Annotated in this window: 11 protein-coding genes; 10 read left to right on the plus strand and 1 reads right to left on the minus strand. The window is 73.8% G+C overall.

Annotated elements, in window-relative coordinates; all coding sequences use genetic code 11:
- Nucleotides 1-143: 143 nt before the first annotated feature.
- From miaA to hflX, 6 genes are all read left to right on the plus strand, one after another.
- Nucleotides 144-1,082, plus strand: coding sequence for a tRNA (adenosine(37)-N6)-dimethylallyltransferase MiaA (gene miaA / locus IEY78_RS04500; protein WP_189096246.1), 939 nt, complete (start codon nt 144-146; stop codon nt 1,080-1,082).
- 108 nt (nt 1,083-1,190) lie between these two features.
- Nucleotides 1,191-1,718 carry a hypothetical protein gene (locus IEY78_RS04505; protein ID WP_189096247.1) on the plus strand — a complete coding sequence of 176 codons (528 nt, stop codon included), beginning with the start codon at nt 1,191-1,193 and terminating at the stop codon, nt 1,716-1,718.
- A gap of 89 nt (nt 1,719-1,807) precedes the next feature.
- Nucleotides 1,808-2,683, plus strand: coding sequence for a diaminopimelate epimerase (gene dapF / locus IEY78_RS04510; protein ID WP_189096248.1), 876 nt, complete (start codon nt 1,808-1,810; stop codon nt 2,681-2,683).
- A gap of 205 nt (nt 2,684-2,888) precedes the next feature.
- Nucleotides 2,889-5,081 (plus strand): RelA/SpoT family protein, encoded by a 2,193-nt coding sequence (locus IEY78_RS04515; protein ID WP_189096249.1) that lies wholly within the window; start codon nt 2,889-2,891, stop codon nt 5,079-5,081.
- 145 nt (nt 5,082-5,226) lie between these two features.
- Nucleotides 5,227-6,972 carry a M1 family metallopeptidase gene (locus IEY78_RS04520; RefSeq protein ID WP_189096250.1) on the plus strand — a complete coding sequence of 582 codons (1,746 nt, stop codon included), beginning with the start codon at nt 5,227-5,229 and terminating at the stop codon, nt 6,970-6,972.
- A gap of 184 nt (nt 6,973-7,156) precedes the next feature.
- Complete coding sequence (gene hflX, locus IEY78_RS04525) at nt 7,157-8,644, plus strand: GTPase HflX (protein WP_189096251.1); 1,488 nt, start codon at nt 7,157-7,159, stop codon at nt 8,642-8,644.
- A gap of 103 nt (nt 8,645-8,747) precedes the next feature.
- Here hflX and IEY78_RS04530 read toward each other — a convergent pair whose 3' ends face one another.
- Nucleotides 8,748-9,938 carry a trypsin-like serine peptidase gene (locus IEY78_RS04530; protein WP_189096252.1) on the minus strand — a complete coding sequence of 397 codons (1,191 nt, stop codon included), beginning with the start codon at nt 9,936-9,938 and terminating at the stop codon, nt 8,748-8,750.
- 281 nt (nt 9,939-10,219) lie between these two features.
- Here IEY78_RS04530 and IEY78_RS04535 point away from each other — a divergent pair, with 281 nt between their 5' ends.
- The 4 genes from IEY78_RS04535 (at nt 10,220) to IEY78_RS04550 (ending at nt 16,329) form a co-directional block, all read left to right on the plus strand.
- Entirely contained in the window at nt 10,220-11,614 is a 1,395-nt protein-coding gene (locus IEY78_RS04535) for a diaminobutyrate--2-oxoglutarate transaminase family protein (protein ID WP_189096253.1), read from the plus strand.
- Nucleotides 11,611-13,623 carry an IucA/IucC family protein gene (locus tag IEY78_RS04540; protein ID WP_189096254.1) on the plus strand — a complete coding sequence of 671 codons (2,013 nt, stop codon included), beginning with the start codon at nt 11,611-11,613 and terminating at the stop codon, nt 13,621-13,623. Before IEY78_RS04535 ends, IEY78_RS04540 begins: the two co-directional genes overlap by 4 nt.
- Nucleotides 13,624-13,722: 99 nt before the next feature.
- Complete coding sequence (locus IEY78_RS04545) at nt 13,723-14,421, plus strand: GNAT family N-acetyltransferase (protein WP_189096255.1); 699 nt, start codon at nt 13,723-13,725, stop codon at nt 14,419-14,421.
- 105 nt (nt 14,422-14,526) lie between these two features.
- Nucleotides 14,527-16,329, plus strand: coding sequence for an IucA/IucC family protein (locus tag IEY78_RS04550; protein ID WP_373294060.1), 1,803 nt, complete (start codon nt 14,527-14,529; stop codon nt 16,327-16,329).
- Nucleotides 16,330-16,370: the final 41 nt, after the last annotated feature.

Consider the following 16,370-nt stretch of genomic DNA (forward strand, 5'->3'; position numbering starts at 1 on the left):
GTCCGCCCGGGGCGGACCGTTGCGCCGCCCGCGGGCGCCGGTGCGCACCGGCGCCCGGGACCTCGCAACAGGCAACGAACCCGTTGGTTGCCCGTCACGTCGCTCGTTCGAGAGGGGGGCCTGATGTTTGCGAGACTGACGGGGTGAACACCGCCGTCCCCGCTCCGCGGGTCATCGCCGTCGTCGGCCCCACCGCGGCCGGAAAGTCCGATCTGGGCGTCGCGCTCGCCCACCATCTGGGCGGCGAGGTCATCAACGCCGACTCCATGCAGCTCTACCGCGGCATGGACATCGGCACCGCCAAGCTCACCCCCGAGGAGCGCCAGGGCGTCCCGCACCGCCTCCTGGACATCTGGGACGTGACCCGCGCCGCCAGCGTCGCCGAGTACCAGCGGCTGGCCCGCGCCGAGATCGACCGGCTGCTCGCCGAGGGCCGCACCCCGGTCCTGGTCGGCGGCTCCGGCCTGTACGTACGCGGCGCCATCGACGCCCTGGAGTTCCCCGGCACCGACCCGGAGGTGCGCGCCCGCCTGGAGGCCGAACTGGCCGCCCACGGCAGCGGCCCCCTGCACGCCCGGCTGGCCGCCGCCGACCCCGAGGCGGGCCGCGCGATCCTGGCGAGCAACGGCCGCCGCATCGTGCGCGCCCTGGAGGTCATCGAGATCACCGGCCGCCCGTTCACCGCCAACCTCCCCGGCCACGAGGCCTTCTACGACACCCTCCAGATCGGCGTCGACGTCGAGCGCCCCGAACTCGACGAGCGGATCGCGCTCCGGGTCGACCGCATGTGGGAGGCCGGCCTGGTCGACGAGGTGCGCCGGCTGGCGGACGAGGGGCTGCGCGAGGGGCGCACGGCGTCCCGGGCACTGGGCTACCAACAGGTGCTCGCCCAGCTCGCGGGGGAGTGCACCGAGCAGGAGGCGCGCGACGAGACCGTGCGCGCCACCAAACGCTTCGCGCGACGCCAGGACTCGTGGTTCCGCCGGGACCCGCGGGTCCACTGGCTCAGCGGTGCCGCCGACCGCCGTGCGGAACTTCCCGAGCAGGCCGTGGCGTTGCTCGAACGACCGGTCACAGCCTGATCACGTCATGGCATCGGGACGCTCCGGCCGTCATCCGGGCCCCTGAGGGCGTGTCATCATCGACCTTCGATCGAGGCGTGCAGTCGGCAGTGGGGAGGGCGCGTGGCAATGGAGGCCGGCCCTCGCAACAGAGCGCAGCAACCGGACAACGGTGCGGAACCGGCGCCGCTGACCGACGACGGTCCCGACGCCCGTGACGACCTGACCGGTCCCGCCGGCGACCCGCTCGCCGACCCCGTGGCGCTCGACGACCCCGAGGACTTCGGCCCCGGGGGCACGCGGCCCGGCGAGGGCGGCGAGTCCTTCCGGGAGCTGCGTCCGCCGAGCCGGCTGCGGCTGTGGCAGCTGGCACCGATCGTGGCCCTCGCCGCCCTCGGCTCGCTGATGTTCGCCTTCCCCCTCGCCTTCGAGTTCGGCGGCGACGGCGGCGCGGTGATCGCGATGCTCGGCCTGCTGCTGTGCTGCTGCGCCGCCGGCTGGGGCATGATGGCCGCCCGCCGCGTCGGCTACACCTGGCCCGGCCTCCCGGCGCCCGGCTCCGGCCGCCGTGCCGCCTGGCGCGTGGTGCTGGTCTACGCCCTCGTGGTGGCCGTCCCGGCGGCGCTGGCGATCTGGCGCGTGGCGCGGCTGCGCTGAGCCGGCGCCCCTGCCGGTGCACGCCGCCGCGTCGCCCCCCCGCAACCCCTGCACCGCCGTTCCGCCGGCCCTCCCCGTACGATGCGAGGGTGACCAGTACGCAGCGCCTGGCTTTCCTCAAGGGCCACGGCACCGAGAACGACTTCGTGATCCTCCCCGACCCGGAGGGTCTGCTCGACCTGCCCGCGGCCGCCGTCGCCAGGATCTGCGACCGGCGGGCCGGCATCGGCGGCGACGGCGTGCTGCGCGTCGTCCGTTCCGCCGCGCACCCCGAGGCGCGTGACCAGGCCGCCGAGGCCGAATGGTTCATGGACTACCGCAACGGCGACGGCTCGATCGCCGAGATGTGCGGCAACGGCGTCCGCGTCTTCGCGCGCTATCTGCTGCACGCCGGCCTGGTCGAGGCCGGCGACCTCGCCATCGCCACCCGCGCCGGCGTCCGCCGCGTCCACCTCGCCAAGAGCGGCGAGGTCACGGTCTCCATGGGCCGCGCCGGGCTCCCGGAGGAGGGCGTCACCGTCACGCTCGGCGGCCGCAGCTGGCCGGCCCGCAACGTGAACATGGGCAACCCGCACGCCGTCGCCTTCGTCGAGGACCTGGCCCACGCCGGCGACCTGCGGGACGTACCGCCGTTCAGCCCAGCGGCGGTTTATCCCGAGGGCGTGAACATCGAGTTCGTCGCCGACCGCGGCCCGCGCCATGTCGCGATGCGGGTGCACGAGCGCGGCTCGGGCGAGACCCGCTCCTGCGGCACCGGCGCCTGCGCGGTCGCCGTCGCGGCCGCCCGCAGGGACGGCCTGGACCCGGCCCGCACCGGATCCCCCGTCACGTACACCGTCGACGTGCTCGGCGGCAGCCTCACGATCACCGAGCTGCCCGACGGCACGGTGGAGATGACCGGACCCGCCGAGATCGTCGCCGAGGGCACCTTCGACCCCGCCTGGCTCTCCGCCGCGCTCGCCTGACGCACCCCGCGGCGCCCCGGGCCCCTGTCCTCCACCGCCCTCTGCCAGGGGGTGGTTCCGGCCATTACTTTCGCTCGAACGGGTGATCCGAATCACTCTGAGCAAGAGGCGGACAGCGCTGCGTGATGGGCTCGATAGCATCAAGCACCGGCCCGGACGTCGGAACGACGCACCCCACCGCCGGTCGACGCTGCCGGAGGTGCCCATGAGCGCAGAGGCCACTGACCCTGGTAACCATGGAGCGGCGGCCCGCAAGCGCGGCCGCCGGCGACTGGAGCTCAGAGGACTGCGCCGGATCGGCCGCGCCGCACTCCTCGGCCCGGCCCCGCGCGACGGCCGCCCGCACGCCCTCGAACACGTCGCCAAGGTGCACCGCCGCCACCACCCGGATGCGGACCTGGGAACCCTCACCCGGGCCTATCTGCTCGCCGAGTCCTCGCACCGCGGGCAGCTGCGCAAGAGCGGCGAGCCGTACATCACCCACCCCCTCGCGGTGACCCTCATCCTCGCCGAACTCGGCGCGGAGACGACGACCTTGACCGCCTCCCTGCTCCACGACACCGTCGAGGACACGGAGGTGACGCTGGACCAGGTCCGCGAGCTGTTCGGGGACGAGGTCTGCTATCTCGTCGACGGCGTCACCAAGCTGGAGAAGGTCGGCTACGGCGCGGCCGCCGAGCCGGAGACCTTCCGCAAGATGCTGGTGGCGACGGGCAACGACGTCCGGGTGATGTCCATCAAGCTCGCCGACCGGTTGCACAACATGCGCACCCTGGGGGTGATGCGCCCCGAGAAGCAGGCCCGGATCGCCAAGGTGACCCGCGATGTGCTGATCCCGCTCGCCGAGCGGCTCGGCGTCCAGGCGCTGAAGGCCGAACTGGAGGACCTGGTCTTCGCGATCCTCCACCCGGAGGAGTACGCCACCACCCGGGCCCTGGTCACCACCTTCGCCACCCGGCCCGATCCGCTCGCCGTCCTCGCCGGGCGGATCCGCGCGGTCCTGGCCGAGGCCGGGATCGACGCCGAAGTGCAGGTCCGCCCGCGGCACTTCGTCTCCGTGCACCGCGTACGCCTCGCGCGCCGCGAGCTGACCGGCGCGGATCTGGGGCGGCTGCTGGTGCTGGTGGCCGAGGACGCCGACTGCTACGCGGTCCTCGGTGAGCTGCACACCTGCTTCACCCCGGTCGTCTCCGAGTTCAAGGACTTCATCGCGGCCCCCAAGTTCAACCTCTACCAGTCGCTGCACACCGCGGTCACCGGCCCCTCGGGGGAGATCGCCGAGACCCTGATCCGCACGCATCAGATGCACCGGGTCGCCGAGGCCGGCGTGATCGCGCTGGGCAATCCCTACGCGCCCACCGACGGCGCGGACGCCCCCGAGGGCGAGCGGGCCGACCCGACCCGACCCGGCTGGCTCTCCCGGCTGCTGGAGTGGCAGCGCGACACCCCCGACCCGGACACCTTCTGGACCTCGCTGCGCGACGACCTCGCCCAGGACCGGGAGATCACGGTCTTCTGCGCCGACGCCCGGTCCGGCGGCTCGGCCGGCCCCGCGGGCGCCACCATCGGCCTGCCCGCCGGGGCCAGTTGCGTCGACGCCGCCTACGAGCGGCACGGCGAGGCCGCGCACTGCTGTATCGGCGCGCGGGTCAACGGCCGGCTCGCCACCCTCTCCACCGTCCTGCACGACGGCGACAGCCTGCAGCTGCTGATGGCCCCGGACTCCGCGGCCGGCCCGCTGCCCGAGTGGCTCGAACAGGCCCGCACGCCGGCCGCCCGGCTCGCCATCGCCCGGTGGCTGGCCGGCCGGCAGGAGCCCGGCGCCCGCCCGGCGGGGCACGGCGAGACGAGCGATGCGGTGCCCGCCGCCGACCGCCGCTCCGCGGGCCAGGACCGGCCCGGAGCGGACCCCGCCCCCGCCTCGCTGCTCGCGGTCGCCGACCTGCCGGGCGCGGCGGTCCGGCTGGCCGGCTGCTGCACCCCGGTGCCGCCGGACACCGTCACCGGCTTCGCCGTCCGGGGCGGCACGGTCACCGTGCACCGCGCCCTGTGCCCCGTCGTGGCGCGGATGGCCGCCACCGGCCGGCAGCCGGTCGGTGTGCGCTGGCGCGGCGCCGGGCACGGCGGCCACGGCTGCCGGGTCACCCTCCTGGCCGAGGCCTTCAGCCGGCCGCAGCTCCTGGCCGACCTCACCGAAGCCATCGCCTCCCAGGGCGCCGCCGTGGTGTCGGCCGCCGTCGAACCGCCGCACGAACAGCGCGTCCGGCACACCTACACGCTGCATCTGCCGAACGCCGCCGGACTGCCGTCCCTGATGCGGGCCATGCGCCAAGTTCCGGGCGTGTTCGACGTGTTGCGCGCCGGGCGCGCCCGGCAGGCGGCCGTACTGGGCCCCTGAACACCCCCGGGGGCCCGAAAAAGTGACGGACCGTCGGAAACCTCTCCGCCTGGCGGCGTAAGGCGGGCGCCCGATCCGCCGCCCGTTCGGGTGCCGTTTGCCGCCTCACCCGCGCCGGAGGGGGCCGCGTTGGTAGCCGTAGTGCATGTCCCTTCCCCTGCGCCGCCCGCCCGGCGACCCCGCTCGCGCCGTCCCCGCCCGCGCTCCCCGTGCCCCGCGCGGCCGGCTCCGGTGGGCCGCCCGCCGGGCCGCCGTCCTCGGGTTGGCCGCCGCCTGCCTCGGCCTGACCGTGCCGCCGTCGCCCGGCGGGGCGCAGGGCCTCGGCGACCGGCTCTTCCCCACCCTCGGCAACACCGGCTACGACGTCACGTCCTACGACGTCTCCCTGGACTACTCCGGCCACAACGACCGGCCGATGAACGTCACCACCGTGATCACCGCCGAGGCCACCGCCGAGCTGGACCACCTCAACCTCGACTTCGCCCGCGGCACCGTACGCTCCGTGACGATCGGCGGCCGCCCCGCCGGGCACGAGCAGCACGGTGAGGACCTCGTGCTCACCCCGGCCTTCCACGTCTCCCGGGGCCAGGAACTGAAGATCTCCGTCCAGCACACCACCGACCCGCGCGGCAAGGGCGACGGCGGCTGGATCCGGACCGCCGACGGGCTGGCGATGGCCAACCAGGCCGACGCCGCGCACCGGGTCTTCCCCTGCAACGACCACCCCTCCGACAAGGCCCTTTTCACCTTCCGCATCACCGCGCCCCAGCAGCTGACCGCCGTCGCCAACGGGCTGCCGCAGGGCACCGCCACCCGCGCGGCGCGCCGCACCTGGACCTACCGCACCAGCCACCCCATGGCGACCGAACTCGCCCAGGTCTCCATCGGGAAGTCCAGCGTGCTGCTGCGCAACGGCCCGCACGGGCTGCCGATCCGCGATGTCGTGCCGACCGCGGACCGCCCCGCCCTCGCGCGCTGGCTGGCCAGGACCCCCGACCACCTGGCCTGGATGGAGCGCAAGGTCGGCCCCTACCCCTTCGAGGCCTACGGGGTGCTGATCGCCGACGCCCGGACCGGCTTCGAGCTGGAGACCCAGACCCTCTCGCTCTTCGAGAAGCCGCTGTTCAGCGGCAACCAGCTGCCCGACTGGTACGTCGAGTCGGTGATGGTGCACGAGCTGGCCCACCAGTGGTTCGGCGACAGCGTCAGCCCGCGCCGCTGGTCCGACGTCTGGCTCAACGAGGCCCACGCCACCTGGTACGAAGCCCTCTACGCCCAGGAGCGGGGCGACAAGCGGGCCTCCCTGGAGACGCGGATGCAGCGCGCCTACCAGCAGTCCAACGGCTGGCGCGCCGAGGGCGGGCCGCCCGCCGCACCCAAGGTCCCCAGCCCGGGGCAGAAGATCAGCATCTTCCGCCCGGTCGTCTACGACGGCAGTGCGCTGGTCCTGTACGCCCTGCGGCAGAAGATCGGCCCCGCGGCCTTCGAACGCCTGGAGCGTGAGTGGGTGGCCCGGCACCGCGACGGCGTGGCCGACACCGCCGACTTCGTCAAGCTGGCCTCCGAGGTCGCCGGGCAGAACCTCGACGACTTCTTCCAGGGCTGGCTCTACAGCACCCGGACCCCGCCGATGCCGGGCCACCCGGACTGGCGCCCCGCGGGCGCGACGACCGCCCCCGTGCCGAAGGGCACAGCCGAGGCCCCGGCACCCAAGCCCGCGGCCCCCGCGCACAAGCCCGTGGCGCCCGTGCACAAGACGGTGGCCCCTGTGCGCAAGACCGCCGCTCCCGCTCCCGCGCCCAAGGGCACTGCCGGGACTCCTGTGGCCAAGGGGACCGGCGCGGCGTCCGGAGCCGGGGGAGCGGCCGCGAGGCCGGGAAAACCCGCGTGACGCCCCTTCGCGGTCGTGGGACCATCATGGGGTCGGCTCCGGCCGGACCGGGGAATCTCCGGGACGGCTCGGACGTTGACACCTTCGACGGCCGCGGGCTCGTGGCGGCGGTCGTGGCACCACCGACAGTCCCGGTGGGGGCAGCAGTTCCCCGCCAGGGCTCACCGACGACGCAAAGGATCAAATGACCTCCTCTTCTTCCCTTCCGCAGGACCGGCAGCGCCTCCCCGAGAGCCTTCGGGCCAACGCCCTGATGGAAGAGGACGTCGCCTGGAGCCACGAGATCGACGGGGAGCGTGACGGCGACCAGTACGACCGTTCCGCGCGTGCCGCGCTGCGCCGCGTGGCGGGCCTGTCCACCGAGCTGGAGGACGTCACCGAGGTCGAGTACCGGCAGCTCCGCCTGGAGCGCGTGGTGCTCGTCGGCGTCTGGACCACCGGCACGGTCCAGGAGGCGGACAACTCGCTCGCCGAGCTGGCCGCCCTGGCCGAGACCGCCGGCGCCATGGTGCTCGACGGCGTCATCCAGCGCCGCGACAAGCCCGACCCGGCCACCTACATCGGCTCGGGCAAGGCCCTGGAGCTGCGCGACATCGTGCTCGAGTCCGGGGCGGACACCGTGGTCTGCGACGGTGAGCTGTCCCCGGGCCAGCTGATCCACCTCGAGGACGTCGTCAAGGTCAAGGTCGTCGACCGCACGGCCCTGATCCTCGACATCTTCGCCCAGCACGCCAAGTCCCGGGAGGGCAAGGCGCAGGTCTCGCTGGCGCAGATGCAGTACATGCTCCCCAGGCTCCGCGGCTGGGGCCAGTCGCTGTCCCGGCAGATGGGTGGCGGTGGCTCCGGTTCGTCCGGCGGCGGCATGGCCACCCGTGGTCCCGGTGAGACCAAGATCGAGACGGACCGCCGGCGGATCCGCGAGAAGATGGCGAAGATGCGCCGGGAGATCGCGGAGATGAAGACCGGCCGGGACATCAAGCGCCAGGAGCGCCGGCGCCACAAGGTCCCCTCGGTCGCCATCGCCGGATACACCAACGCCGGCAAGTCCTCGCTGCTCAACCGCCTCACCGGCGCCGGTGTCCTGGTGGAGAACGCCCTGTTCGCCACCCTGGACCCGACCGTCCGGCGGGCCGAGACGCCCAGCGGACGGCTCTACACCCTCGCCGACACCGTCGGCTTCGTCCGGCATCTGCCGCACCACCTCGTCGAGGCGTTCCGCTCCACGATGGAGGAGGTCGGCGAGTCCGATCTCATCCTGCATGTGGTCGACGGCTCGCATCCGGTCCCCGAGGAGCAGCTCGCGGCCGTGCGCGAGGTGATCCGGGACGTGGGCGCGACGGACGTGCCCGAGATCGTGGTCGTCAACAAGGCCGACGCGGCCGATCCGCTGGTGCTCCAGCGCCTGCTGCGCCAGGAGAAGCACGCCATCGCCGTCTCGGCCCGCACGGGCCAGGGCATGGCGGAACTGCTGGAGCTGCTCGACGAGGAACTTCCCCGGCCGCAGGTCGAGATCGAGGTGCTGGTGCCCTACACCCAGGGCGCCCTGGTCTCGCGGGCGCACGCCGAGGGCGAGGTCATCTCCGAGGAGCACACCGCCGACGGCACGGTCCTCAAGGCACGGGTCCACGCGGAACTCGCGGCCGAGTTCGAGCCGTTCGTGGCGGCGGCGTAACCGCGACCGCGCAGACGAAAGGCCCGCCCCCGGGAGACCGGGAGCGGGCCTTCGTCGTGTCCGTGGACGAGCGGGGCGGCGCGCGGACGCCCTGCTCACCGCGCTACTGCTTGTTCGCCCACTTCTTGCTCATCCGGTCGAACATCGCCTTGGCCTCGGGACCCAGGTGCGGGCCGGCCGACCAGCGGGCCGGGCGCGGCCCCATCGACATGTTGGAGACCAGCACCGGCTTGCCGTCGGTGCCCTTGGCGAACCAGGGGCCGCCGGAGGAACCGCCGGTCATGGTGCAGCCGATCCGGTACATGGTCGGCTTGTTGGCGTCCATCGACAGCCGGGTCGGCTTGTCGGTGCACTGCTGCTGCGCCGCACCGTCGAACGGCGGCTCGGCCGGGTAGCCCTGGGCCGTCAGGCTCGGGATCTTGGCCATCGCGGGTGCGTTGAAGTCGACTTGGTAGGCGCCGCCGGCGATCTCCTCCAGCGACTTGCCGCCGGTGTTCTCCTCCGGCTTCACGTGCATCAGCGCGAAGTCGTACGGGGCCATCGGCACACCGGGAACGGCGCCGCCGGCCTTGATCCACTCGTTGGACGTCGCCATGTCGTCGGCCCACCACTTGCCCGCGGGGACGCGGTCCTCGTAGGGGGCGGTCTTCAACTTGTCGGCGGATCCGCCGTTCTTGTTGAAGTTCGGCACGAACATCATGTTGCGGTACCAGCCGCCGTTCTTGCCGGCGTGCACGCAGTGCGCCGCGGTCCACACCAGGTTGGACTTCCCGGGGTGCGCCGGGTCCTTGACGACCGTGGCGGAGCAGCGCGAGCCGCCCTCGGGGGTGCTGAACAGCAGCAGACCCACGCCGGGGGCGGTGGAGGTGTACGGGGTCCTGACGGCCCGGGCCGCGACGGGCGCGGGCTCAGGGTCGGTCTTGCCCTGGTCCTCGGAGATGTCCTCGGGCTTGCTGGGGTCCTGCGGCGGCTTGACCTTGTCGATCTTGTCCTTGTTCCAGAAGTCCTTGATGATCGGGTTGATGAACTCCCCGGCCTCCCGGAGCCACTTGTCCCGGTCCCAGTTCTTCCACTCGCCGTTCTTCCACTTGTCCAGGTCGACGCCGTGTTCCTTGAGCTTGTCCTGGATGTCCTGAGGGATCTTGAACTCGCCCCCGCCCGTGGTGTCCTGGGCCGCGGACTGACTGGGCTTGGCGTCCGCGTTGTCGCCCTCGGGGCCGCAGCCGGTGGCGGTCAGTGCCACGACGGCGGTGAGGGCGGCGGCGGCCAGGACAGGCCGACGTATGGATCGCATGGGTGAGTTCCCCCTGGTGATTCGGGCTGAGCCGGTGTGACGTGTGCGGTGCCGCGCCGGTCGGTTCTTGTCATGAACCCCAAGATTCCGGCGCAACACCCCACTATGCCGGTGACGATGGGGACGGCGGAACTCGGGTCCCCGGTTTCACGCCCGCAAGGATCTTGTCCTCAACCGTGATCCCGGGTCCCCGCCGTCGTTGGTACGTACGGGGGACGGCCGGGCTGCCCGCAGGGCCCGCGCGGCTTTCAGCCGCTCAGCAGCAGGAGGACACAACTGCCGTGGCGTTGACCGAATCCGTGCCGACGGCCGCGCCGCCGGCCCATGAAGGGATCCTGCGCCGGCAGTCCCTGCGCGAGTCCGCTGCCCGCACCTACGCCCGCTCGCTGCCCATCGTCCCGGTGCGCGCCCGGGGGCTGACCATCGAGGGCGCCGACGGCAGGCGCTATCTCGACTGCCTCTCCGGCGCCGGCACGCTGGCGCTCGGCCACAACCACCCCGTGGTGCTCGAGGCGATCCGCACCGTCCTCGACTCCGGGGCGCCGCTGCACATCCTCGACCTGGCCACGCCCGTCAAGGACGCCTTCATCACCGAGCTCTTCGCCACGCTCCCCAAGGAGTTGGCCGAAAAGGGGCGCATCCAGTTCTGCGGCCCGGCCGGCACGGACGCCGTCGAGGCCGCCTTCACCCTCGTCCGCACCGCGACCGGCCGGGAGGGGCTGATGGCCTTCTCCGGCGCGTACCACGGCATGACCGCCCAGGCGCTCGCCGCCTCCGGGGGAGCGCGGCACACCGGTGTGGTCCGGCTGCCCTATCCGTACGACTACCGCTGCCCGTTCGGCACCGGCGGCGCTCGCGGCGCCGAACTCGCCGCGCGCTGGACCCAAAGCCTGCTCGACGACCCGAAGAGCGGGGTGCCCGACCCGGCCGGGATGATCCTGGAACCGGTCCAGGGCGAGGGCGGCGTGATCCCCGCGCCGGACAGCTGGCTGCGGCGGATGCGGGAGCTCACCACCGAGCGGCGGATCCCGCTGATCGTGGACGAGGTGCAGACCGGCGTGGGCCGCACCGGCGCCTTCTGGGCCATCGAACACAGCGGCATCGTGCCCGATGTGCTGGTGCTGTCGAAGGCCATCGGCGGCAGCCTCCCGCTGGCCGTGATCGTCTACCGCGAGGAACTCGACGCCTGGCAGCCCGGCGCCCACGCGGGCACCTTCCGCGGCAACCAGCTGGCCATGGCCGCCGGCCGGGCCACCCTCGCGTACGTCCGGGAGAACGGCCTCGACCGGCGGGCCGGGGAGCTCGGCGCCCGGATGCTCGCCCGGCTCACCGCCCTCGCCGCCGCCCACGACTGCATCGGCGACGTCCGCGGCCGAGGGCTGATGCTCGGGGTCGAGATCGTCGACCGGGACGCCGAGGCCGATGCCACCGGCGCCCGCCCCGCCGACCCACGGCTCGCCGCCGCCGTCCAGCACGCCTGCCTGGACCGCGGCCTGATCGTCGAGCTGGGCGGCCGGCACTCCGCCGTCGTCCGGCTGCTGCCACCCCTGACCATCACCGACGAACAGGCGGACGCGATCCTCGACCGCCTCGCCGACGCCCTCACGGCGGCGGTCCGCACCACCCCCGGGCCCATGGGCCCGTCCCCCACGACCACGCGAGGCATCTCCCCATGAACGAACGACCCGGACCCGACGGCGGCCAGCCCGTCGAGCGCATCCCCGCCCACCAGGGCGCGGGCACCATCGAGTCGGTGCCGCGCCAGCAGCGCCGTGCCGCGGACCACGCCTGCCACCAGCAGACCCATGAGGACGCCCCCCACGGCGGCCCGGGTCCCTACGACCGTGCCCGCTGCGGCGACCACGACCCCCTCGACCACCCGGACCCGGCGGTCGCCGCCGACGCCGCGGGCATCGAGCACCTGCTGCGCTGCTGGCTGCGCGAGAGCGGCCCGCACCGCCCCGCCGACGGCCGGCTGCGCATCCCGCTGCGGGCCGCCGCCGGCGCCCTGCGCATTCCCGTGCGCTACTGGTCCCCGACCGGCTGGCACCGCCTGGGCGCCCCCACCCTCGAAGGCGCCCCGCCCGGAGCCGCCCCGCTGGACGCCGTCACCCTCGCCGCCCTGCTGCGGCGGGAGGCCGCGCACGGCGACCGGCGGGCCTCCAACGGCGGGGAGCACCGCGTGGCGGACGCCGACGAGCTGCCGGACCCCGACTCCGCGCGGCAGCAGGCACCGGACGGCGACGGTGCCGAACTCATCGGCCGGGTCGCCAACTCCGTCCGCAACGCCGCCACCTTCCTCACCGACCGGCGCGCCCGCCCGGCCGACGACCACGGCGCTCTGTTCCTCGAAGCCGAGCAGTCCCTCCTCCTCGGCCATCCGCTGCACCCCACCCCCAAGAGCCGCGAGGGCCTCTCGGACGCCGAACTCCGCGCCTATTCGCCCGAGATGCGCGGAGCCTTCCGGCTCCACTGGATGGCCGTGCACCGCTCGGTCCTGGCCACCGAATCCGCCTGGACCGAGCGCGGCAAGCCCGTGGCGGCCGAGCGGCTCGTGCTGCGCCTGGCCGGGGAGGGCCTGCGCCTGCCCGAGGACACCGTGCCGCTGCCGCTGCACCCCTGGCAGGCCAGGGAGGTCGCCGACCGCCCGGAGACCACCGCGCTGCGCGAGGCCGGACTGCTCCACGAGCTCGGTGCCCACGGCGCCCGCTGGCACCCCACCTCCTCCGTCCGCACGGTCTACCGCCCCGACGCCCACGCCATGCTCAAGCTCTCCCTCGGGCTGCGGATCACCAACTCCCGCCGGGAGAACCTCCGCAAGGAACTGGCCCGCGGCGTCGAGGTGCACCGGCTGCTGCGCACCGGCCTCGCCGAGCAGTGGCAGCGCGAGCACCCCGGCTTCGACATCGTCCGCGACCCGGCCTATCTGGCCGTCGACGGCCTCGGCGGCGCCCCCGTCCAGGGCCTCGACGTCGTCATCCGGCACAACCCGTTCAGCACCACCGACGACGCGGTCTGCATCGCCGGCCTCACCTCCCCCCGGCCCTGGCCCGGCCACCCCGGGGTGCGCTCCCGGCTCGAGGACCTCGTCACCACGCTCTGCGCCCGCACCGGCCGCAGCCTCGACGCGGTCGCCACCGAGTGGTTCCTGCGCTACCTCGAAGCGGTCGTCCGGCCCGTGCTGTGGCTCGACGGCACCGCCGGCATCGTCCTGGAGGCCCACCAGCAGAACACCCTGGTGCTGCTGGACCCCGACGGCTGGCCGGTCGGCGGCCGCTACCGCGACAACCAGGGCTACTACTTCCGCGCCTCCCGCCGCGCCGAGCTGGAGCGCCGGCTGCCCGGCATCGGCGCCGCCAGCGACAGCTTCGTCGCCGATGACGTCACCGACGAACGGTTCGCCTACTACCTGGGCATCAACAACGTCCTCGGTCTCATCGGGGCCTTCGGCTCCCAGCGCCTGGTCCGGGAGGAGATCCTGCTCGCCGCCTTCCGGCGGTTCCTCGCCGACGCGGCCGCGGCCCCCCACGCCCACCGCTCGCCCCTCCCCGGGCAGCTGCTGGCCGCCCGCACGCTGCGCTGCAAGGCCAACCTCGCGACCCGGCTGCACGGCCTGGACGAACTCGTCGGCCCCGTCGAGACCCAGTCCGTCTACGTCACCCTGCCCAACCCCCTTGCCCCCTAGCCGCCCTGCACCCCCGACCGCAGCACCCCGTCCCCCGTCCCCGGCGCCCCGCGACCGCTCAGGCCACGCGGCACGCGGCCACGAGAGGAGAGCGTCGCCGTGCCCCCGACCGATTCCGGCCTCAGCGCCGGCTCCGACGACACCCTCGAACTGCAGCTCCCGCCCGGATGGGGTGCGCTCCTCGCCGACGGCGGCCGGCGGCCGGCGTCCCCCCACGACCCGGCCGCCGGCCCGCTGCTCGACGACCTGGCGGGCTGGGGAGCGGCCGACACCCCGGCCGGCCGCTTCGCGCTGCGGCCCGTCCGGCCGGCCCGCGACCTCGACCGGATCACCGGCTGGATGAACGATCCGGCGGTCGCGGCCTTCTGGGAGCTGGCGGGCCCGCCGGAGACCACCGCCGCCCATCTGCGCGGCCAGCTCGACGGCGACGGCCGCAGCGTGCCCTGCCTGGGGGTGCTGGACGGAGCGCCGATGAGCTACTGGGAGATCTACCGCGCCGACCTCGACCCCCTCGCCCGCCACTACCCGGCCCGGCCCCACGACACCGGCATCCATCTGCTCCTGGCCGCCGGGGAGCGAGGCCGCGGCCGGGGCACCGCCCTGCTGCGCGCCACCGCCGACCTCGTCCTCGACCACCGCCCGGCGTGCACCCGGGTCGTCGCCGAGCCGGACCTGCGCAACACCGCCTCCCTGGCGGCGTTCCTGAGCGCCGGATTCCGCTACGCCGACGAGATCGCCCTGCCCGAGAAACGCGCGGCGCTGATGGTCCGCGACCGCGCCCACCGCCATCTGCTCTGACCCCGGGACCGTCCCTCGACGGTCCCGTTCCGCTTCGCCGTCCATCCCGCTGCCCCGGTTGTCCCCCGCACGAGCCGGGGCGGTCCCGCTCCGAGGAGTCCCGCCTTGTCTCCTGAATCCCGTGAACCCCATGAACCCTGCGAACCTCACGAAAGCCGGCCTGCGCACCGCGCCTGGCAGCACGCCGCGAGCCGGCTGTTCGCCAAGCTCCTGGCGGAGTTCGCGTACGAGGAAATCCTGATCCCCGAGCCCGACGGCACCGCCCCCGACGGCACCCCGCAATACCGCCTGCCGGTCACCGACGACCTGGTCTACCGCTTCCGTGCCCGCCGCGGCGCCTACGGGCACTGGCGCGTCGACCCCGCCTCCGTCACCCCCGGCACCGACCCGTTCCACTTCCTCACCCGCGCCCACGACACCGTGCTGGGCCTGTCCGGCGACACCACCGGCCATCTCATCCGCGAGCTGACCGCCACCCTCGCCGCCGACACCCGGCTCGACGCCACCGCCCTCAGCGCCGCCGACCTCGCCGACCTGGACTACGCCGCCCTCGAAGGCCACCAGACCGGCCACCCCTGGCTCGTCGCGAACAAGGGCCGGCTCGGCTTCTCCGCCCAGGACGCGGCGACCTGGGCCCCCGAGGCCCGCACCGCGCGGCGGCTGCCCTGGCTCGCCGCACACCACCGCATCGCCCACTACCGCGGTATCCCCACCCTGGCCACCCCCGACCGCCTCTACGGCGAGGAACTGGCCCCCGCCACCCGTCACGCCTTCGCCCGCACCATCGCCGACCAGGGCCACGACCCGGCCGACTACCTCTACCTCCCCGTGCACCCCTGGCAGTGGGACGAGACCATCGCCCCGCTCTTCGCGCCGCAGCTCGCCGACGGATCCATCATCGCGCTGCCCACTGACAACGACCTCCGGCTGCCGCAGCAGTCGATCCGTACCTTCCTCAACATCAGCCGCCCCGAGGCCCGTACGGTCAAGCTGCCGCTGTCGATCCTCAACACCCTGGTGTGGCGCGGCCTGCCCACCGAGCGCACCCTCGCCGCCCCCGCCGTCACCCGCTGGGTCCACGGCCTGCGCGACGCCGACCCCTACCTCCGTGACGAGACCCGGGTCATCCTGCTCGGCGAGACCGCCTCGGTCACCGTGGAGCACCCCCTCTACGACCGGCTGCCCGGCGTCCCCTACCAGTTCAAGGAGCTGCTGGGCTGTATCTGGCGGGAGCCGGTCAGCGGCCGGCTCGACCCCGGCGAACGCGCCCGCACCCTCGCGGCGCTGCTGCAGACCGACCCCGCGGGCCGCGCCCTGACCGCGGAGCTGGTGCACCGCTCGGGTCTGGAGCCGCGCGAATGGCTGAGCCGGCTGTTCGCCGCGCTGCTGCCGCCCCTGCTGCACTTCCTCTACCAGTACGGCACGGTCTTCTCCCCGCACGGCGAGAACGCCATCGTCGTCTTCGACGCCCACGACGTCCCCACCCGCCTCGCTGTCAAGGACTTCGTCGACGACGTCAACACCAGCTCCTGGCGCCTCCCGGAGCACGACGCCATGCCGGACGACGTCCGCACGGTGCTGCTGACCGAACCCCCCTCCTTCCTCACCCAGTTCATCCACTCCGGCCTGTTCGTCGGCGTCTTCCGCTACCTCGCGCCGCTGTGCGCCGACCAACTGGGCGTTCCCGAGGCCGAGTTCTGGTCACTCGTCCGGGCGGAGATCCTGCGCCACCACGAGCGCTTCCCCCACCTCAAGGAGCGGCACGAGACCTTCGACCTGCTCACCCCGCGGATCGAGCGGCTCTGCCTGAACCGCAACCGTCTGCATGTGGACGGTTACCGCGACCGCCGCGACCGGCCGCACGCGGCCGTGCACGGCACCGTCCCCAACCCCCTGCATCTGCCGTGACCGCGGTGGCTGTCAGTGGTCCCGCGTAGGCTTGCCACGCT

Source organism: Streptomyces kronopolitis (assembly GCF_014646275.1).
In the GTDB taxonomy this organism is placed as follows: domain Bacteria; phylum Actinomycetota; class Actinomycetes; order Streptomycetales; family Streptomycetaceae; genus Streptomyces; species Streptomyces kronopolitis.

Bases quoted from the DNA above. Each gene is read 5' to 3' on its own strand.
- IEY78_RS04505 (WP_189096247.1), top strand. From the start codon at position 1,191: ATGGAGGCCGGCCCTCGCAACAGAGCGCAGCAACCGGACAACGGTGCG.
- IEY78_RS04515 (WP_189096249.1), top strand. From the start codon at position 2,889: ATGAGCGCAGAGGCCACTGACCCTGGTAACCATGGAGCGGCGGCCCGC.
- IEY78_RS04520 (WP_189096250.1), top strand. From the start codon at position 5,227: ATGTCCCTTCCCCTGCGCCGCCCGCCCGGCGACCCCGCTCGCGCCGTC.
- hflX (WP_189096251.1), top strand. From the start codon at position 7,157: ATGACCTCCTCTTCTTCCCTTCCGCAGGACCGGCAGCGCCTCCCCGAG.
- IEY78_RS04530 (WP_189096252.1), bottom strand. From the start codon at position 9,938: ATGCGATCCATACGTCGGCCTGTCCTGGCCGCCGCCGCCCTCACCGCC.
- IEY78_RS04540 (WP_189096254.1), top strand. From the start codon at position 11,611: ATGAACGAACGACCCGGACCCGACGGCGGCCAGCCCGTCGAGCGCATC.